This is a genomic window from Streptomyces sp. NPDC048606 (assembly GCF_040650855.1).
Taxonomy (GTDB): domain Bacteria; phylum Actinomycetota; class Actinomycetes; order Streptomycetales; family Streptomycetaceae; genus Streptomyces.
On the sequence record NZ_JBEZIB010000036.1, the window covers coordinates 65875 to 80953 of the forward strand.

Sequence of the window (15079 nt, forward strand, 5' to 3'; positions counted from 1 at the left end):
GCGAATGGCGGGGCGGGGCGTCAAAGGAGCGGGCGGGTCACGGCGGCGCCCCGGCGGAAGACGGTCCACGTCCGGAACCCGATGTCCCCGAGCGTCTTCACCACCTCCGGGTACTGGTCGGCCACGCGCTCGGGGACGTGCGCGTCCGATCCGAAGGTGATCGGGACCCCGAAGTGGTGCGCCCGTTCGAGGAGGTCGAACTCCGGGTACCAGCCTCCGCACATCTTCGTGCCGCCGGAGGTGTTGATCTCCATCACGGCGCCCGCGTCGCGGATCGCCCGCAGCATCTCGTCCGCCGCCGCGGGTGCGGGGACCGCGCCCAGGGCCGGGAAGTTGCCCTTCAGCGCGTCCACGTGCCCCATGACGTGGAACAGCCGGGAGCGGGCACAGGCGGCGACGGTGCGGAAGTAGCGCGCCTTGACGGCGGGGAGCTCGTCCTCGCGGACGTCCGCCCAACGGGTGCGGTCGAAGATGTCCCGGCCCTCGAACATGTGGACCGATCCGATGACGTAGTCGAGGGGGTAGCGGCTCAGCTCCCGCGTGTACGCGTCCATCCGGCCCTGGAAGAAGTCGGCCTCGGTGGAGACGAGGATCTCGATGCTGCCCGCGAACTCCTCCTTGAGGGCGAGGGCCTCGGCGATGTAGGAGGGGAACTGCGACTTGGGCATCGCCACCCGCGGCAGCGCGTGGTCCTCCTCCTCCGCGAACATCGGCGTGTGGTCGGAGAGCCCGAGGACCCTGACCCCGCGGTCCAGGGCCGCCGTGACGTAGTCCCTCAGGGAGCCGGTGGCGTGGCCGCAGCGCCGGTGGTGGGTGTGCAGATCGATCATGGATTCACACCGCCAGGTATCCGCCGTCGACCGGGAGGTCGGTCCCGGTGATGAATCCCGCCTCCGCGGACAGCAGGAACGCGATCGGCGCCGCGATCTCGGCCGGGTCGGCGAAGCGGCCGAGGAGGAACCTCCCGCCGTGTTCGGGGTCGGCCTCCGCGGTGGCCCGGTCGAGCCCGAGCACCTCGCGGTGGTAGCGCTCGTTGTTGGCGTTCCACACCGTCCCGGGGCTCACCGAGTTCACCCGGACGCCCCTCGGGGCCAGTTCCTGGGCCGCGCACCGGGTGAACCCCAGCACCGCCGCCTTGCCGGTGTTGTAGGTCAGGTAGCCGCTCTGCGCGATGTGCGCCGAGATGGAGGCCATGTTCACGATCGCCGCGCCGACCGGGTCCGGCGGCAGGTGGGCGACGAACTCCCGGGTGACCAGGGACAGCCCGATCAGGGTGGGGTCCAGTGCGGCGCGCCAGTCCTCGGGGGCGGCGTCGAGGCCCTTGAAGACGAAGCCGGCGGCGAGGTTGACGAGCAGCGTCGGCGGGTCCCAGCCGGCGGGCACCTCGGCGAAGGCGGCCCGTACCGTCCGCTCGTCCACCACGTCGCCCACGACGAGGCTCACCGCGTGGCCGTCCTCGCGCCACCGCTTCACCGCCGCCCGGCCGTGTTCGGCGCTCTTGTCGAGGACCAGGACCCGGCACCCCTCGGCGCACAGCCGCTCGGTGACGGCGGCGCCGATGCCCTGGGCGCCTCCGGTCACCACCGCGGTGCGCCCCGCGAGTCCGCGTGCGAGCGTGCTCATGTCGTCACCAGCCCCTTCCCGCCGCGGGCCCAGCGCGCCACGCGGCCCAGCGCCTCGTCGCGGCGCAGCCCCTCGGTGTCCCCGTGCGGGGAGAGCGTCCGTACGCCGTCCTCGGTGAGGTTGTGGTCGGCGGCCAGCGCGGCGACGGCCGGCAGCGGCACCCGCCGCTCGACCAGGGTCCGGCCGAAGCCGGTGCTCTCGACGCCCCGCCCGTCGGTGGCGTGGAAGTACCGCCAGGTCTGGAACATGCCTTCGAGGTGGCCCGCCGACAGGTGGACGGCGTTGCGTCCCTCGGAGAGCGCGATGCCCCGCTCCCGGGCGAGGGCGCCCAGGGCGCCGCGGAGCGAGGCGGGCGCGGCGTCGGCCGGGTGGAGCGCGCCCAGGAGTTCGCCGCGCAGCGCCTCGATCTCGCGCGGGCTGTGGCATTCGAGGAGCCCGACGAGCGCGGTGGCCCCGGTGGCGTAGCCCTCGGCGAGGGCCGGCAGGAAGCCGTTGAGGACGATCGCGGGGCCCCCGTCCAGCTCGGTGACGGAGGCGTACGAGCCCGAGCCCAGCTTGTGGATGCCCGCGGCCCGGCACCGCGCGTCCAGCGCCTTCGGCGTCAGGCCGGCGCCCCGGGTCATCGCCTCGTACGCCCCGAGGACCTCGCCGGCCCCCGAGCTCTCGGCCAGGGCGGCCAGTTCCCGGCGGGCGCCGGAGGCGAGCGCCTCGACCCCGTCCGCGGCGACCCGGTGCAGGCGCGGGTAGTGCAGGAGCAGGTAGCCGCGTCCGGCGAACTCGGCGGCGGGGACGACGGCCGCCCGGCGGACGCCCACCCCGCCCTCGTGGAGCACGCGCAACGCCGCCTCGGTCGCGTCGGGGGCGGCGGCCGGGGTCATGACCTCCGGCTTGAGCAGGACCACGAAGTGGCTGCCGGTCGCGGGAGCGGCGGCGGCGGGGGGCCCGGTGTCGGTGCGCAGTCCGGTGGCGCGCGTACGGGCGATGAGGGACCGCGTGCCCCTCGCGCTCACCCCGGTTCCGGTCACCACAGGGTGATGCCCGTCTCGATCAGTTCGACGGTCAGGTCGGCGGAGCTCGCGACGGTGGCCTCCACCAGGGCCCGCAGGGCGTCCTCCTCGGCGTCGGGGGTGGTGACGACGACCTCGTCCGGACGCTCCAGCGGGGCCTCCTTGGAGGTGAAGATGTGCACCTGCGCGGGACCGCCGAACTCCTCGTGGACCTGTCGGGCCAGCCGCGTGGCCATGACGTTGTAGATCTTCCCGGTGTGGTCGAGGGGGTTCTTCCCCGCGGGCGCCTCGATGCTCATCGGGCGCATGGGGGTGATGAGTCCGTTGACCCGGTTGCCCCGGCCGACGACGCCCACGTCGCCGGTGTCGGCCACGGATCCGAGCGCGGTGAGGTAGGGGCGGCCGTTGCGGTCGGTGGCGTTCATCAGGAGCCGGGAGTCGCGGATGCCCTGCGCCTCGACGTACGCCTCCAGTTCGGCGAGGACGACGGCCTTGCGCGCCAGGTAGTGGTCCATCGAGTCGATGTGGGCGGCGAGGAAGGGCATGTTGACGACGAGGCTGAACGCGTCGTCGCGCCTGCTGCCGAACACCTTGACGTCCCAGCCGGAATCCGCGTGCCGTTCCTTGAAGGAGGCCCCGTTGACGAGGCGTTCCAGTCCGAGGACCACGTTCTCCAGGCGGGAGAGCGGGGCGTAGCCGTGCAGCAGGTTCGTGTCGTTGGAGACCAGCCCGCCCGACCGCAGGGGGACCAGGTCCGCCGGGGAGGCTGGTTGGTAGCGCGAGCGGCCGCGGCCCGATCCCTGGTGGTCCACGACGCCGATCTCGACGACGAGGTGGCGGGCCGGGTCGAAGCCGGTGGTGACCTCGGCCATGACGTCGGCCGCCGCGCGGAAGGCGAGGTCGTGCACGGGTATCTCGACGGCCCCGACCCGGAAGGCGGCCTTCCCGAAGACCATCACCCGGTACGGGGAGGTGAGTTCGCCGCGCCCGTAGTCGGTGTCCGCGCCTCCTCCGTAGAGGGTCACCTTGTCGAACCAGTGGTGGGCGACCCCGCCGAACTCCTTGAGGCAGTGCAGGGAGTAGTAGCGGGACAACCGCTCGGCGATGGCGTCGCACATGGTGTCCGGGTGTCCCGTTCCCTTGCGCTCGACCAGTTCGTAGGGCAGGTCCTCGACCGAGCGGAAGTCCCTTTGCGTCGACAGCATTGACCGTTTCTCTCTCTTCGGTGACCGGGGACGATCAGCGGGCGAAGTCCAGGAACGCGGTCCTGGCCTCGGATTCGGGCAGCCCGTTCGGGGGGCTCTTGAACAGCAGGGGGGAGGGTCCGTCGACCGTGCCGGACAGGCCGCGGTCGCCGGCGGTCTTGGCCGCGCGCACGGCGTTGGCGATGACCCCCGCGGCGTTGGGGCTGTCCTCCACGGTGAGTTTGACGTCGATGCGCACCTCGGAGCCGAGCACGGAGCGGGCGGTGACGTTGGCGAAGCACAGTTTCGTGTCGGCGAGGTGTCCGATGAACCCGGTGGGGCCGGCCACGCCGTCGACGTCGGTCATGCCGGCCGCGCGCAGCGCGTTGGCCTTCGAGGTGAACTTGGACGCCGAGCGGCCGGCGTCGGCGAGGTTCAGGAAGTCCGTGTTGCCGCCGACGTTGAGCTGGTAGGTGCTCTCCAGCTCCAGTCCGCGGCTGAGGAGCAGTTCGATGAGGGCGGTGTGCAGGCAGGTGGCCCCGAGGTGGCTGCGCAGGTCGTCGCCGAGGAGGACCACTTCGGCCTCGGCGAACCCGCGGCGGACGTCGGGGTCGCGGGCGAGTTCCTCCGGGGTGCAGTTCACGACGGCCGTGCCGGCCGCGAGCGCGGCGTGCGCGAACATGCGGATCGCCCGCGAGGCACCCGTGGGCAGCGCGATGACCAGGACGTCGACCTCGTGGTCGATCAGGGCCTTGGCGACGTCCTCGTGGGTGGCGTCCCGTACGGCCTCCGCCGGGCGCACCACGGCGCCCAACGGCCCGAGGAGCCCGTCGAGGAGCGGGGCCGGCAGGACGGGGGCCTCCCCGTCGGAGCCGAGCGGGGTGAAGGCGGTCGCGGAGATGGCGGGAGCGGTGAAGGCCTGCGCGAGGGGCCGGCCGACCTTCGCCTCGTCCACGTCGAAGGCGGCGACGATCGTCACGTCGGCGAGGCGGTAGCCGCCCAGGGTGTGGCACATCAGCCCCGGCAGCCGGGCGTCGGGGTCGGCCTGGGCCAGGGCGACGAACTGGGCGAAACTCCATGCGCAGTTCCCGACGCCGGCGAGTGCGACGCGTATGTTCCTCATGGCGGGTTGGTCCTCTCTGCACGAACGACGAACGGGAAGCGGCGGACGGGACGCGACGGACGGGACGAACGGGAAGCGGCGGCTCAGCGCCACGCCCGGGGGACCCGGCGCGCGAGGTTCTCGTGGGTCTCGGCCCAGCGGCGTATCGAACGGTGCAGCACCTGGACGGTGTCGGGCACCCGGTGGGTGACGTCGAACGGTTCGGTGACCGACAGGTACCCCTGGTAGGCGCGGAACGCGGTCACGCGCAGCAACTGCGCCCGGTCCAGGTGCTCTTCGGCGAAGGGCAGGTAGAAGCGGTTCCACTGCTCGGGCGTCATGGACGGCAGCCGGTCCAGCGGCGGCACGCCGTGCTCGGCGCGCCAGGAGTTGAGGGCGGCGCGGACCGTTTCGAACACCCCGGTCACCGGCTGGGCCCCGTCGCCCCGCCCCAGGATCGACAGCCGTCTGCCCGTCGGCGGTCCGCCGGCGACGAGGCGCGTGACGTGCGCGGCGACGTCGTCGGTGCTGACGATGTCCAGCAGCGCCTTCTCCTCGGCCACCATCGCCGGGACGGCGCCGCTGCACAGGGAGGAGGGCAACCAGAAGAAGCCGCTGTAGCGGTCCAGGAGTCCGTCGGCGCGCGCCCCCATGACCACGGGGAAGCGCACGATGTCGGCGCTGTCGCGTTCGGCGTGGACCAGGCGTTCCGTCGCCGCCTTGGACCATTCGTAGGAGTTGCGGTACGCCGTCGGGGAGGCGGAGTCGATGCCACCGGCGAGGCCCGTGACGTAGGAGGAGGAGAGGTGGATGAAGTGGGTCCGCGGCTCCGCCAGGCGCAGCGCCGCCCGCAGCGGGGCCACGTTGGCCTGCTCGGCCTGTTCCTCGGGGAGGTTCCAGCGGGTGTCGGCGGCGCAGTGCACCACCACGTCCCAGGCGCGGCGCAGCGCGGGCGGCGGCTCCTGCCGGCCGGCCCGCCAGGTGTGCTGCCGGGGGCCGACCGGGCCGCGGCGGCTCACGCCGTGCGGACGGTGGCCCGCCGCCTCCAGCGCGCGCATGACCGCGCCGCCCACGGCGCCGGTGGCGCCCGTCACGAGGATGCGTACGGGAGCGGTCACGACACCGTGATCCGCCGCTCGATGGCCCGGAGCATGTGTTCGGAGTTCTCCCGCAGGGCCTTGGCGGCGACGGGGTTCAACATGTCGGCCAGCAAGGGGATGCCGATCTCGAAGTCGACGGAGAAGACGACCACGGAGCCGGCGGCTCCGCGGTCGTCGACGCGCCAGTACCCGGTGAACTCGTCGAGGTCGCCGGAGACCTGGGTGAAGGACATGACGCGGTTCGCCTCGTCCAGGTCGTCCTCCTCCACCCATTCGAGGACCGAGCCCTTCAGCAGGACCGACCAGGCGCTGGTCCGGGTGCCGGTGTCGGACGCGCCGAGCACGGTGACGGACTCGACGTTCTCCATGTACGCGGCGTAGTCCTCCAGGCGTGTGACGGCGCGCCAGGCGTCGGCCGCCGGGGCCTTGATGGGGAGTGTGACCTCGACGTGCGGCATGGCTGCGGGTCTCCTTCGGGCAGGGGGGCGGTCGGCTCAGCCGGCCGGGTCGAAGCTGATCTCACGTCCCGTACAGAAGGCGCCGACCACCTCGTCGCAGGTCAGGAGCGACGGGGGGTGGTGGTGGACGGCGAGCGAGTCGACGAGGAGGGCGGCGGCCGGCTGACCGCGCCCGTAGAGCCGGCCGCCGATGACGGGGGTGACGGCGGCCAGGACCCGGTCGCGGGTGTCGCTGAGGGAGGCCCGCAGTCCCACGGCGGCGGCCAGGGCCACCCGCCCGGTCAGCGCGCCGGAGGCGGTGTCCGCGGCGAGTTGCCGGCAGGCCCCGCCGAGGGTCAGCAGTTCCCGGGTGGCGCGGCCGAGCAGGGCGGTCCTGGGGCCGTACGCGCCGGCCCCGGTCACCTGCCGGTGGGCCAGGTCCAGCAGCGCGCTCAGCACCCCGTGGTAGGTCGCGCCGAGCAGGACGGAGAACCAGGTCATCCCGGAGATCACGTTCTCGTCGATGACGTCGGCGGGGCCCCGGTGGAAGACGAGCCGGTCGTCGAGTTCCACGTCCCGCAGGACGAGCCGGGCCGTGTCGGAGCGGTTCATGCCGAGGGAGTCCCACTCCCCCTCGACCGTGAGGCCGGGCGAGGAGCGGGGGCACAGGGCGAGGATCGTGTCGTCGGTCCCGCTCACCCGGGCCGTCAGGCAGACCAGGGTGGCGGTGGTCGCCAGGGAGCAGGGGAACTTCACGCCCGAGACGCGGTAGCCCTTGGCGGTGGGGACCGCCTCGGAGCGGCTGCTCATGAAGTTGGGGCTGCCGCCCGGCTCGGCGAAGGCCGAGGCGACGAGGGCTCCCGTCCGGGCGATCCCTTCGAGCAGCATCCAGCTGGAGTCCCGCCGGCGCCGCCAGTAGTCGGCCATCAGGCCCACGGTGAAGGCGTGCATGTTGAGGGCGATCGCGGCGGAGGGATCGACCATGCCCAACGCCCTCTGGGCGGAGGCCACTTCGAGCAGGGTGGCGCCGGCGCCGCCGAACTCGCGGGGCACGGGCAGGGCCGCGTAGCCGCTCGCGGTGAGGGCGCGGATGCGGTCGGGTCCGGCGGGCTCGGGTCCGGCGGGCTCGGGTCCGGCGGGGTGGTCCGGTCCGGGGGCGCCCCCGCCGGCCGGTGCCGGTGCCTGCGCCGGTGTCCAGAGCGTGCTCCAGCCGGCGTTCAGGAGGGCCAGGTGCGGGGCCTCGTCGTGGTCGGTCCCTCGCGTCGCGTCCGCGGCGGCCTTCGTCATGCCTCTCCTTCCCACGCTCGGGGTCGGGCAGGGGATCGTCGGGCGGTACGGGATGAACATAGGCGCGGCCCGGGGCCGGCATCAGCGGGTGTTTCCCTGTGCGGAACACGAATCATCGGGGAGCCCACAGCGCGGCGAGTTCCGCCGGGTCGGGGGCCGCCGGGTCCACCCGCACGGTGTCCCAACCGAGGGCGCGGGCGGGCCCGATGTCCAGTTCCCAGGAGTCCCCGACCATGACGCGCCGCTCGAAGGGCCCGTCCCCGATGAGCCGGAAGGCCCGCGGATCCGGCTTCTTCGGCCCGCCGTCGGCCGTGAACAGGGCCCGGTCGTAGACCTCGGGCACCGCCAGCCGTCGCAGCAACCTGCGCATGAGGGTGCCGGGCAGGTAGCAGTTGGACAGGAGCCGCACGGTGTGTCCGGCCGCGGCGACCCGCCGCATCGCGTCCGCGACCGGCTCGCACAGCACGTACCGGTCGTGGTCCGCGCACCCGAGGGCCTGCCACAGGGCCTCCTCCAGATCGGCGCGCGACCGCCGCTCGCCCCCGTCCCGCAGCGCCTCCTCCAGCAGGCCGAGGGTGGCCGGTTGGAGGGCGTACGGGTCCGCCATCGCGGTGAGCACGGCGGTGAAGACCGTGTGCACGACCTCGCCGGCGCGCCGCGCGTCGAGTGCGAGGACATCGGCCAAGCAGGCGGCGAACCGCTCGGGGCCCGGGAGGGGGCCGGACAGGACGACGGTGTCGAAGCAGTCGAAGACCACGACGGCGGGCATGGCGCCCCTCTCGGACGTCGTACGGCGGGCTGCGGGCAGTGGGCAGCGGAAGGGGAAGGGCGGGCGCGGGCGCGGGCGGCGGATCCGCTCAGGACCACGAGAGCTTGCGGTGGTGGACGCGGAAGAAGAGCAGCGTCACGCCGGCCAGACCGGCCGCGAACGCGCACAGCACCCCGGCCGGGACCAGCACGGCGCCGACCCCGCCGCCGTCGAGGATGACGGTGTTGAAGCCGCGCATCGCCCAGTAGCTCGGCACCGCCGGGGCCAGCGGGTGCGCCCATCCCGGCAGTGCGGAGAGCGGGGTCAGCGCTCCGCCGAGACCGGCGAAGAGCAGCGCGATGAGGTTCGCGAAGACGCTGAGCTGGGCGATCGTGCGGCAGAGCGCCACCAGCGCCATGCCGACGAGCACGACGCACAGTGCGAGGGGCACCCCCACCACCACCAGGGCGGGCCAGGAGCCGCGCACCCGCAGTCCGAACAGCAGGCCACCGGCGGCGAAGACCACCGCGAGCTGCGCGACCGCGACCGCGAGGGGCACCACGATCCGGCCCGCGATCAGTTCGAACGGCCGGGCGGGCCCCGCGCGGAGCCGGTCCCAGGTGTTCCAGCCGTGCTCCCTGAACATGGCGAAGCCCACGACGGTGACGAGGAAGAAGAGGAACATCACCGCCATGCCGGGCACCCCCTGCTCGGCGCCCGTGGCGTCGGGCACGTCGTCGGCCCGCAGCGCCGTGCGGAACAGCGGCTGCATGAACCCCATGATCAGGAGGGGCATGACCGTACGGACGACCAGGGGCGCGGGGTCGCGCACGAGCAGGCGCAGGTCCTGGCGGACGAGGGCCGCGATGCGACCCGGTGTTCCGTCACCCATGCCGACCCGCCTCCACCCGCTCCGCGCCCGCGCCGTCCGGACCCGCGCCGTCCGGACCCGCCGCGCCGGGGTCGGCGGTCCGTCCCGGACCCGTCAGGCGCAGGAAGACGCTCTCCAGGCTGGGTCGCACCACCCGCAGGTTGACGAGCAGCCGGGCCCCGTCCCCGAGGGCGGCGAGCACCTCGGGCGCGGCCAGGTGCGGCTCGGGAGCGTGGACGCGCAGGAGGGCGCCGTCGCGGGTCGTCTCCCAGGGCAGGCGCAAGGGGGGCGGGGCGCCGGAGAAGGTGATTTCGACCGCGCCGTCGCCGTGCGCGCGGACGAGTTCGGCGATGGTGCCGCGCGCCAGCAGTCGGCCGCGTTCGAGCACCGCCACGCTCGCGTCGAGGTCCTCGACCTCACCGAGGTAGTGCGTGGAGTAGCAGACCGCCGTGCCCTTCGCGGCCAGTTCCCGGACGTACGCGATCAGGCGGGCCCGGGTCTCCACGTCGACTCCCGCGGTCGGCTCGTCGAGCAGGAGCAGTCGGGGCCGGTGGAGCAGGGCCATGGCGGTGTGGACGCGCCGCTGTTCGCCTCCGGAGAGCCGGGCGACGCGGCGTTCGAGCAGGGCCGTCAGGCCGAGGGGCTCGGCGACCTCCTCGATCCTCCGCGTCGCCTCGCGGCGGCGCAGTCCGGCCAGCTCCGCGAAGAAGCGCAGGTTCTGTCGGACGGTCAGGGGCGGGTAGACGCCCAGTTCCTGGGGGGCCAGGCCGAGCGCGCGACGGGCCCGGCGCGGGTCGCGGGCCGACGGAATGCCCCCTATCTCGATCTCCCCCGCGTCGGGGCGCAGCAGCCCGGCGACCAGGGACATCAGCGTGGTCTTGCCGGCTCCGTTGTGCCCGAGCAGGCCGACGACCTCGCCTTCGGCGATGTCCAGCGTCACGTCGTCCAGGGCCCGCACGGCGCCGTGGCTCTTGCCGACGCCGCGCAGGGTCAGCGCGGGCGGCGGACCGCCGTACGGGGTCCCTCCGTACGGGGTCCCGCCGCCGGGGTGGAGGTCGGGGGCGCCGGGGACGCGGGGGTCAGTCGACACGCTGTGACCAGGCGTCCGGGAGCAGGTCGGGCAGGCCCACGCGGGCCAGGTGCGGTTGCCAGGTCCGGGCCAGTTTGAACCCCTTCATCAGGCCGGTGCCGGAGCGCACGTCGGGCAGCGGCTCGCGGTACCCGAGGAGGGCCTCGGTGTCGCGCAGGTGCGCGCGCAGCCGCTCCAGCCACGCCTCGCCGCGTACGCCGCCCCGCGCGTCGCCGGCGTCCGCCGCGGCCGTGGCGTCCACGGCGTCCGTGCCCTCCGCCACGAGGGCCAGCCCGGCCTCGACCTCCGCCGCGGGCACGCCCGCGAAGGGGTCGCAGGCGGCCTCGTCGCGGCCGTAGCTCAGTTCGCCCTGGGTGCGCAGGCCCCGTACGGACAGCGAGAGCTGGACGAGTTCGTACGCCATGAGGACGGCGGCCTCGGTCTGGCCGGCGCGGGTGGCGCCCTCCACGTCCTCCAGGCGGGCGCGGCAGCCGAGCAGCAGGCGGGCCGCGCCGTGGGCGCGGAAGGCGAGGAGCCGGCGCAGGTCGGCGGTCTCGGTCGGATCGGCGGGTGGGGCCTCGGCGGCGGGGACGGTGGTGGGTGACGTCACGCGGGCACCTCCGGATCGGGTCGGGCCACGCCCAACCACACCATGTCTCCGACGAACAGCGGGGCCAGGTCGTCCGGGAGCGCGGAGCCCAGGGGGCCGGACCAGACGATCGCGCCGCCGCCGGCGGGCGGCAGGTCGGGGCGGTGCACCTCCAGGGCGCGCAACTGCCACCGGTCGACGACCGTACGGTCCTCCAGCACGGTGGTGGCGACGCCGGTGGACCAGCGCAACACCGCGTGCAGGGGCGCGGACCCGGGGGATCCGCCGGGTCCGCCCGTCAGCCGGTCGACGAGGGCCAGGCAGTGCGGCACCCGCTCCCGGGGGTCGAGCGGCGGCGCCAGCGCGTCCCGCAGGACGGCCAGTCCCTCGGTGTCGTCCAGCGCCTTGAGCTTCTCCCCCACCCACTTGGCGGCGAAGTAGCTCTCCCCGCCCGCCGCGGCGCGCGCGTTGAGCGCGGCGACCACCGCCTCCCGGGCGCGGGCCGCCGCCGCCGGCGGCCGGGCGCCGAGCAGCCAGCGGGCGGCCTGGGCGAGCCGGTGCGCCTCGACCGTCCACCACTGCTCCACCACGCGGGTCAGCCACGGGCGGCGCAGGGACTCGTGCCAGGCGTCCCAGGGCGGGCCGGCGAGCAGCGGCAGTCCGAGGGCGAGCCGGTTGGCGGTGTTGATGGCGCGGCGCCGGTGGTTCCAGCCCGGCTCGTCGACCGTCGCGAACCGGGGCCAGTCGTCGGTGCGCAGCGCGGCCGTGGTGTCCCGGACGGCGCTCGCCGTGCGGATGTTGACGTCCATCAGGGTGCCGTGCTCGTGGGACTGGATGGGGAAGCGGGTGAGTCGGTCGCTCTCCACGAGGACGAGCAGGTCGAGGTCGCTGCGGTGGTTGCCGAAGCCGGCGAGCACCGATCCGGCGGCGACGGCGAGCACCGGCCGGCCCACGCCCTGGTCCACCTCCCGGCGGACCGCGTCCAGGGTGATGCCGCGCTCCGCCAGGAAGGCGTCCAGACGGCGAGCGAGGATTCCGTGGTCGGGGAACGCTTCGGCACGTGTCGTGGTGGTCTCCATGACGGTCGGTGCACCTTTCCGATACGGCTGGAGGCTGCGCGGGGAACGGCTCCGGAGGCTTCGCCGGAGGAATTCGGGGGTCAGGCCGGCGGAATCCACGGTGATCCCCTCGGAAACCATCGGGATCTCCGTTCGGATATTCGACGGAACCCCGCCCGGAATCCGTCCGGAATCCGTTCGGATCTCCGCTCGGAGCCTGGTGTGGAATTCCTCTCCGGATCCGTCCGGGACCCTGCGGAAATCCGTGGGAGTTCTTCGGGGATCCGTCGTGAATCCGCGGGGGAACGCATTCGGATTGCGTCCGGAGTCGGTCCGGCGGTCCGTTCGGAATCCGTCCGAAGCCCTTCCGGTATTCCGTCGGGGCCCATGCTCCGCCGGCGGCCCGACCCAGCCTTCCAGGAGCCGTCGGCGCTGTGCAACGGGCGTTCCGGCAGCCGGAACACGGCTTCTCACGGGCCCGGTCGAGCCGCTAGAACCGTGAACCGGACCGTTTCTCCGCGCCCCGGCGTCCGCCCGCCGCGACCGCGCCGGCGGCGGGCCGGGAACCGGACCGGACCGACCAGGAGAGGACGGTGGCGGTGGACGCGACCGAGGGACGCGAGGCCGCCCGGAGCGCGCTGGAGGCGACGCGCCGGCACCAGTCGCCCCGGCTGGCCCTGGTCTACGGGATGAACGGCTCCGGTGCGATCGAGAGCCGCGGCGAGGGCGCCCGGCTGGTGCTCTCCGACGGCCGCACCGTCCTCGACTTCGGCAGCTACGCGGTGACCCTGCTCGGGCAGCGCCACCCCGCGGTGCTGGACGCCGTACGGCGGGAGCTGGAGGCGGTGCCGGTGTCCAGCCGGGTGTTGGCCAACGGGACGACCGCCGGACTCGCCCGGGCCCTCGCGGGCTGGGCCGACCCCGGGCGGCTGACGAAGGTGTGGCTCGGGCTCAACGGCTGCGACGCGGTGGAGGCCGCGCTGAAGCTGGCGCGCCTGGCCACGGGCCGTACGCGGGTGGTCGCGGTCGAGGGCGGCTACCACGGGAAGTCCCTGGGGGCGCTGGCCGCGACCTGGAACGCGCGCTACCGGCGCGCGTTGGAGCCCCTGCTCGGCGGTGTCACCCACGTCCCGGCCCGGATCTCCGCCATCCCGGCGGCCTTCGAACCGGACGACGTGGCGGCCGTCCTGGTGGAGCCCGTCCAGGGGGAGGGAGGCGTACGCCCCCTGGAACCGGGGTTCCTGACGGCCCTCGCGGACGCCGCGCGCGCCCGCGGCGCCTTCGTGATCGCCGACGAGGTCCAGACCGGGCTGCGCCGCTGCGGGCCCCGGTCGGTCGCCGTCGACCTCGGCGTGCGGCCGGACGCCGTACTGCTCGGCAAGGCGCTCGGCGGCGGGGTCCAGCCGCTTTCCGCCGTACTGGCCACGCCGGAGCTGTACGCGCCGCTGACCGCCGACCCGTTCGCGCACACCACGACGTTCTCCGGGCACCCCCTCGGGGCGGCGGCCGGGCTGGCCGCCCTGGCGGTGGTCGAGGAGCTCGCGGAGCGCGGAAGGCGGCTGGAGCACCTGTTCGCCGAGGGTCTCGCCGAGATCGCCGGACGCCACCTCGACCTGATCCGCGCCGTACGCGGCCGGGGGCTGCTGTGGGGCGTGGAGTTCGCGGGCGCCGCCGCGGCCGGGGAGGTGCTGATGGAACTCGGGCGGTGCGGGCTCGTGGTCTCCCCCTGCCTGGGCCGGCCCGAGGTCCTCCGGCTGCTGCCACCCCTGGTCGCCTCGGACGAGGAGGCGCGGGAGGCCCTCGCGATCCTCGACGCCGTCTGCGCCGCCGTGCCCGAAGAGTTCCGCCCCGCCGCGCGCCCCGCGCGACCCGCACCCGCCGCGGGGCGACCGTAGAACGCCCACCGGGAGGTCCGTCACCGTGCCGTACACCGAGCCCGCGCCGAGCGACCGGCGCGAGGTCCAGTACCGCTACCACCGGGGCCTGTTCCCCGCGCTGCACGACTGGGAGCGCACCGAACGCGCCATCGTCGGATTCACCGGCCGGGAGGGGCCCGAGGGGCTGCTGGGCCTGGACCAGATGGGGCACTTCGGGCCGCAGGGCTGCGACCTGGTCGTCGAGGCGGTCCTCGCCCGCGCCGAGCGGACCGCGGACCTGTGCGAGCTGGGCAGCGGATTCGGGGGCGCGCTGCGGTACGCGGTGGACCGGCTCACCGCCCGCGGCGCACCGGTGCGTCGGGCCCTCGGGATCGACCTCGTCCCGGAACACTGCGCGGTCGCGCGGGACATCGACCGGGCGCAGGGGCGTACGGCGTCGACGTTCCTGTGCGCCTCGGCCGGCGCCGTTCCCCTCGCCGACGCCTCGCTCGACCTCGTCCTGGTCACGGGATCGATGCCGCACTTCCCCGCGCCGGGCGAGGTCCTGCGCGAGGCCGCGCGGGTCCTGCGTCCGGGCGGGTTGCTCGCCGTCACGGAGGAGGTGAGCCTGACGCCCGGGGAGGGCGGGCCGTCGGAGGCGTTCCGGGTCACGCACCCGCGCGCGGTCTTCTGCACGACGCCGCTCGCGGAGCGGCTGCGCGCACTGGCGGGCGCGGGCTTCGTGGACGTCGTCCGCCGCGATCTGACGGACTGGGCGGTGGCGTTGCTCGCGGACCGCCTGAAGGTGCTCCGCGTCTTCCGGGGCAGTGTGGTGGGGATCTACGGGGCGGCGTCGACCGACCTCATCCGGGACACGCTCGCGGCGGCCCGCGCGGAGTACGTGGCGGGGCGCCTGTCGCCGGCCCTGATCACGGCGCGCAGAGCGTGATGTGACGCCCCGTCGCCACCGGTGCCGACCCTCGGGCCCTCCCGGCCCAACCGGCCCTCCTGGTCCGCCCGGCCCTCCCGGTCCCCCGGCCCGGCACTCTGCCGATCCGGGGCACGGTCGGCCCCGGCTGGTTCGGGGCCGGCTGGTTCCGCCCCGGCCGGCTCCGGGCCGAAGTACGCGCCCCCACACGGCCCCCGCA

15 protein-coding genes are annotated in these 15079 nt (G+C 74.5%); 2 read left to right on the forward strand and 13 right to left on the reverse strand.

The window, feature by feature from the left end; genetic code table 11:
* Positions 1–20: 20 nt before the first annotated feature.
* The 13 genes from AB0D01_RS31480 to AB0D01_RS31540 all read right to left on the reverse strand — a co-directional run bounded on the left by AB0D01_RS31480 (position 21) and on the right by AB0D01_RS31540 (position 12096).
* Positions 21–830, reverse strand: a complete 810-nt coding sequence (locus AB0D01_RS31480) for a histidinol-phosphatase (protein ID WP_363061236.1) — start codon at positions 828–830, stop codon at positions 21–23.
* 4 nt (positions 831–834) lie between these two features.
* Positions 835–1623 carry an SDR family oxidoreductase gene (locus tag AB0D01_RS31485; RefSeq protein ID WP_363061238.1) on the reverse strand — a complete coding sequence of 263 codons (789 nt, stop codon included), beginning with the start codon at positions 1621–1623 and terminating at the stop codon, positions 835–837.
* The gene (locus tag AB0D01_RS31490; RefSeq protein ID WP_363061240.1) at positions 1620–2633 is read right to left on the reverse strand and encodes a hypothetical protein; all 1014 of its coding nucleotides are present in this window, start codon (positions 2631–2633) and stop codon (positions 1620–1622) included. Before AB0D01_RS31490 ends, AB0D01_RS31485 begins: the two co-directional genes overlap by 4 nt.
* 11 nt (positions 2634–2644) lie before the next feature.
* On the reverse strand, positions 2645–3835 hold the full coding sequence (locus AB0D01_RS31495; protein ID WP_363061242.1) for a methionine adenosyltransferase: 1191 nt from the start codon (positions 3833–3835) through the stop codon (positions 2645–2647).
* A gap of 34 nt (positions 3836–3869) precedes the next feature.
* Positions 3870–4937: an inositol-3-phosphate synthase gene (locus AB0D01_RS31500; RefSeq protein ID WP_363061244.1), complete on the reverse strand. Its 1068-nt coding sequence runs from the start codon at positions 4935–4937 to the stop codon at positions 3870–3872.
* A gap of 83 nt (positions 4938–5020) precedes the next feature.
* Positions 5021–6034: an SDR family oxidoreductase gene (locus AB0D01_RS31505; RefSeq protein ID WP_363061246.1), complete on the reverse strand. Its 1014-nt coding sequence runs from the start codon at positions 6032–6034 to the stop codon at positions 5021–5023.
* Positions 6031–6474: an SRPBCC family protein gene (locus AB0D01_RS31510; RefSeq protein ID WP_363061247.1), complete on the reverse strand. Its 444-nt coding sequence runs from the start codon at positions 6472–6474 to the stop codon at positions 6031–6033. Before AB0D01_RS31510 ends, AB0D01_RS31505 begins: the two co-directional genes overlap by 4 nt.
* A gap of 36 nt (positions 6475–6510) precedes the next feature.
* A complete protein-coding gene (locus tag AB0D01_RS31515; protein ID WP_363061249.1) occupies positions 6511–7740 on the reverse strand; it encodes an acyl-CoA dehydrogenase family protein in 1230 nt (409 codons plus the stop codon).
* Positions 7741–7852: 112 nt separating this feature from the next.
* On the reverse strand, positions 7853–8509 hold the full coding sequence (locus AB0D01_RS31520) for an HAD family hydrolase (RefSeq protein WP_363061251.1): 657 nt from the start codon (positions 8507–8509) through the stop codon (positions 7853–7855).
* An 88-nt stretch (positions 8510–8597) separates the two neighbouring features.
* Positions 8598–9380, reverse strand: coding sequence for an ABC transporter permease (locus AB0D01_RS31525; protein WP_363061253.1), 783 nt, complete (start codon positions 9378–9380; stop codon positions 8598–8600).
* The gene (locus AB0D01_RS31530) at positions 9373–10449 is read right to left on the reverse strand and encodes an ABC transporter ATP-binding protein (RefSeq protein ID WP_363061255.1); all 1077 of its coding nucleotides are present in this window, start codon (positions 10447–10449) and stop codon (positions 9373–9375) included. Before AB0D01_RS31530 ends, AB0D01_RS31525 begins: the two co-directional genes overlap by 8 nt.
* Complete coding sequence (locus AB0D01_RS31535) at positions 10439–11038, reverse strand: hypothetical protein (RefSeq protein WP_363061257.1); 600 nt, start codon at positions 11036–11038, stop codon at positions 10439–10441. The genes AB0D01_RS31530 and AB0D01_RS31535 overlap by 11 nt, the downstream gene beginning before the upstream one ends.
* A complete protein-coding gene (locus AB0D01_RS31540) occupies positions 11035–12096 on the reverse strand; it encodes a hypothetical protein (RefSeq protein ID WP_363061259.1) in 1062 nt (353 codons plus the stop codon). Before AB0D01_RS31540 ends, AB0D01_RS31535 begins: the two co-directional genes overlap by 4 nt.
* 578 nt (positions 12097–12674) lie before the next feature.
* Here AB0D01_RS31540 and AB0D01_RS31545 point away from each other — a divergent pair.
* Positions 12675–13970, forward strand: coding sequence for an aminotransferase class III-fold pyridoxal phosphate-dependent enzyme (locus AB0D01_RS31545; protein ID WP_363061261.1), 1296 nt, complete (start codon positions 12675–12677; stop codon positions 13968–13970).
* Positions 13971–13995: 25 nt separating this feature from the next.
* The gene (locus tag AB0D01_RS31550) at positions 13996–14880 is read left to right on the forward strand and encodes a class I SAM-dependent methyltransferase (protein ID WP_363061263.1); all 885 of its coding nucleotides are present in this window, start codon (positions 13996–13998) and stop codon (positions 14878–14880) included.
* Positions 14881–15079 lie beyond the last annotated feature (199 nt).

Excerpts from the sequence above, each read along its gene's own strand:
- AB0D01_RS31480 (WP_363061236.1), bottom strand. The coding sequence starts at position 830 with ATGATCGATCTGCACACCCACCACCGGCGCTGCGGCCACGCCACCGGC.
- AB0D01_RS31485 (WP_363061238.1), bottom strand. The coding sequence starts at position 1,623 with ATGAGCACGCTCGCACGCGGACTCGCGGGGCGCACCGCGGTGGTGACC.
- AB0D01_RS31495 (WP_363061242.1), bottom strand. The coding sequence starts at position 3,835 with ATGCTGTCGACGCAAAGGGACTTCCGCTCGGTCGAGGACCTGCCCTAC.
- AB0D01_RS31500 (WP_363061244.1), bottom strand. The coding sequence starts at position 4,937 with ATGAGGAACATACGCGTCGCACTCGCCGGCGTCGGGAACTGCGCATGG.
- AB0D01_RS31510 (WP_363061247.1), bottom strand. The coding sequence starts at position 6,474 with ATGCCGCACGTCGAGGTCACACTCCCCATCAAGGCCCCGGCGGCCGAC.
- AB0D01_RS31515 (WP_363061249.1), bottom strand. The coding sequence starts at position 7,740 with ATGACGAAGGCCGCCGCGGACGCGACGCGAGGGACCGACCACGACGAG.
- AB0D01_RS31520 (WP_363061251.1), bottom strand. The coding sequence starts at position 8,509 with ATGCCCGCCGTCGTGGTCTTCGACTGCTTCGACACCGTCGTCCTGTCC.
- AB0D01_RS31525 (WP_363061253.1), bottom strand. The coding sequence starts at position 9,380 with ATGGGTGACGGAACACCGGGTCGCATCGCGGCCCTCGTCCGCCAGGAC.
- AB0D01_RS31540 (WP_363061259.1), bottom strand. The coding sequence starts at position 12,096 with ATGGAGACCACCACGACACGTGCCGAAGCGTTCCCCGACCACGGAATC.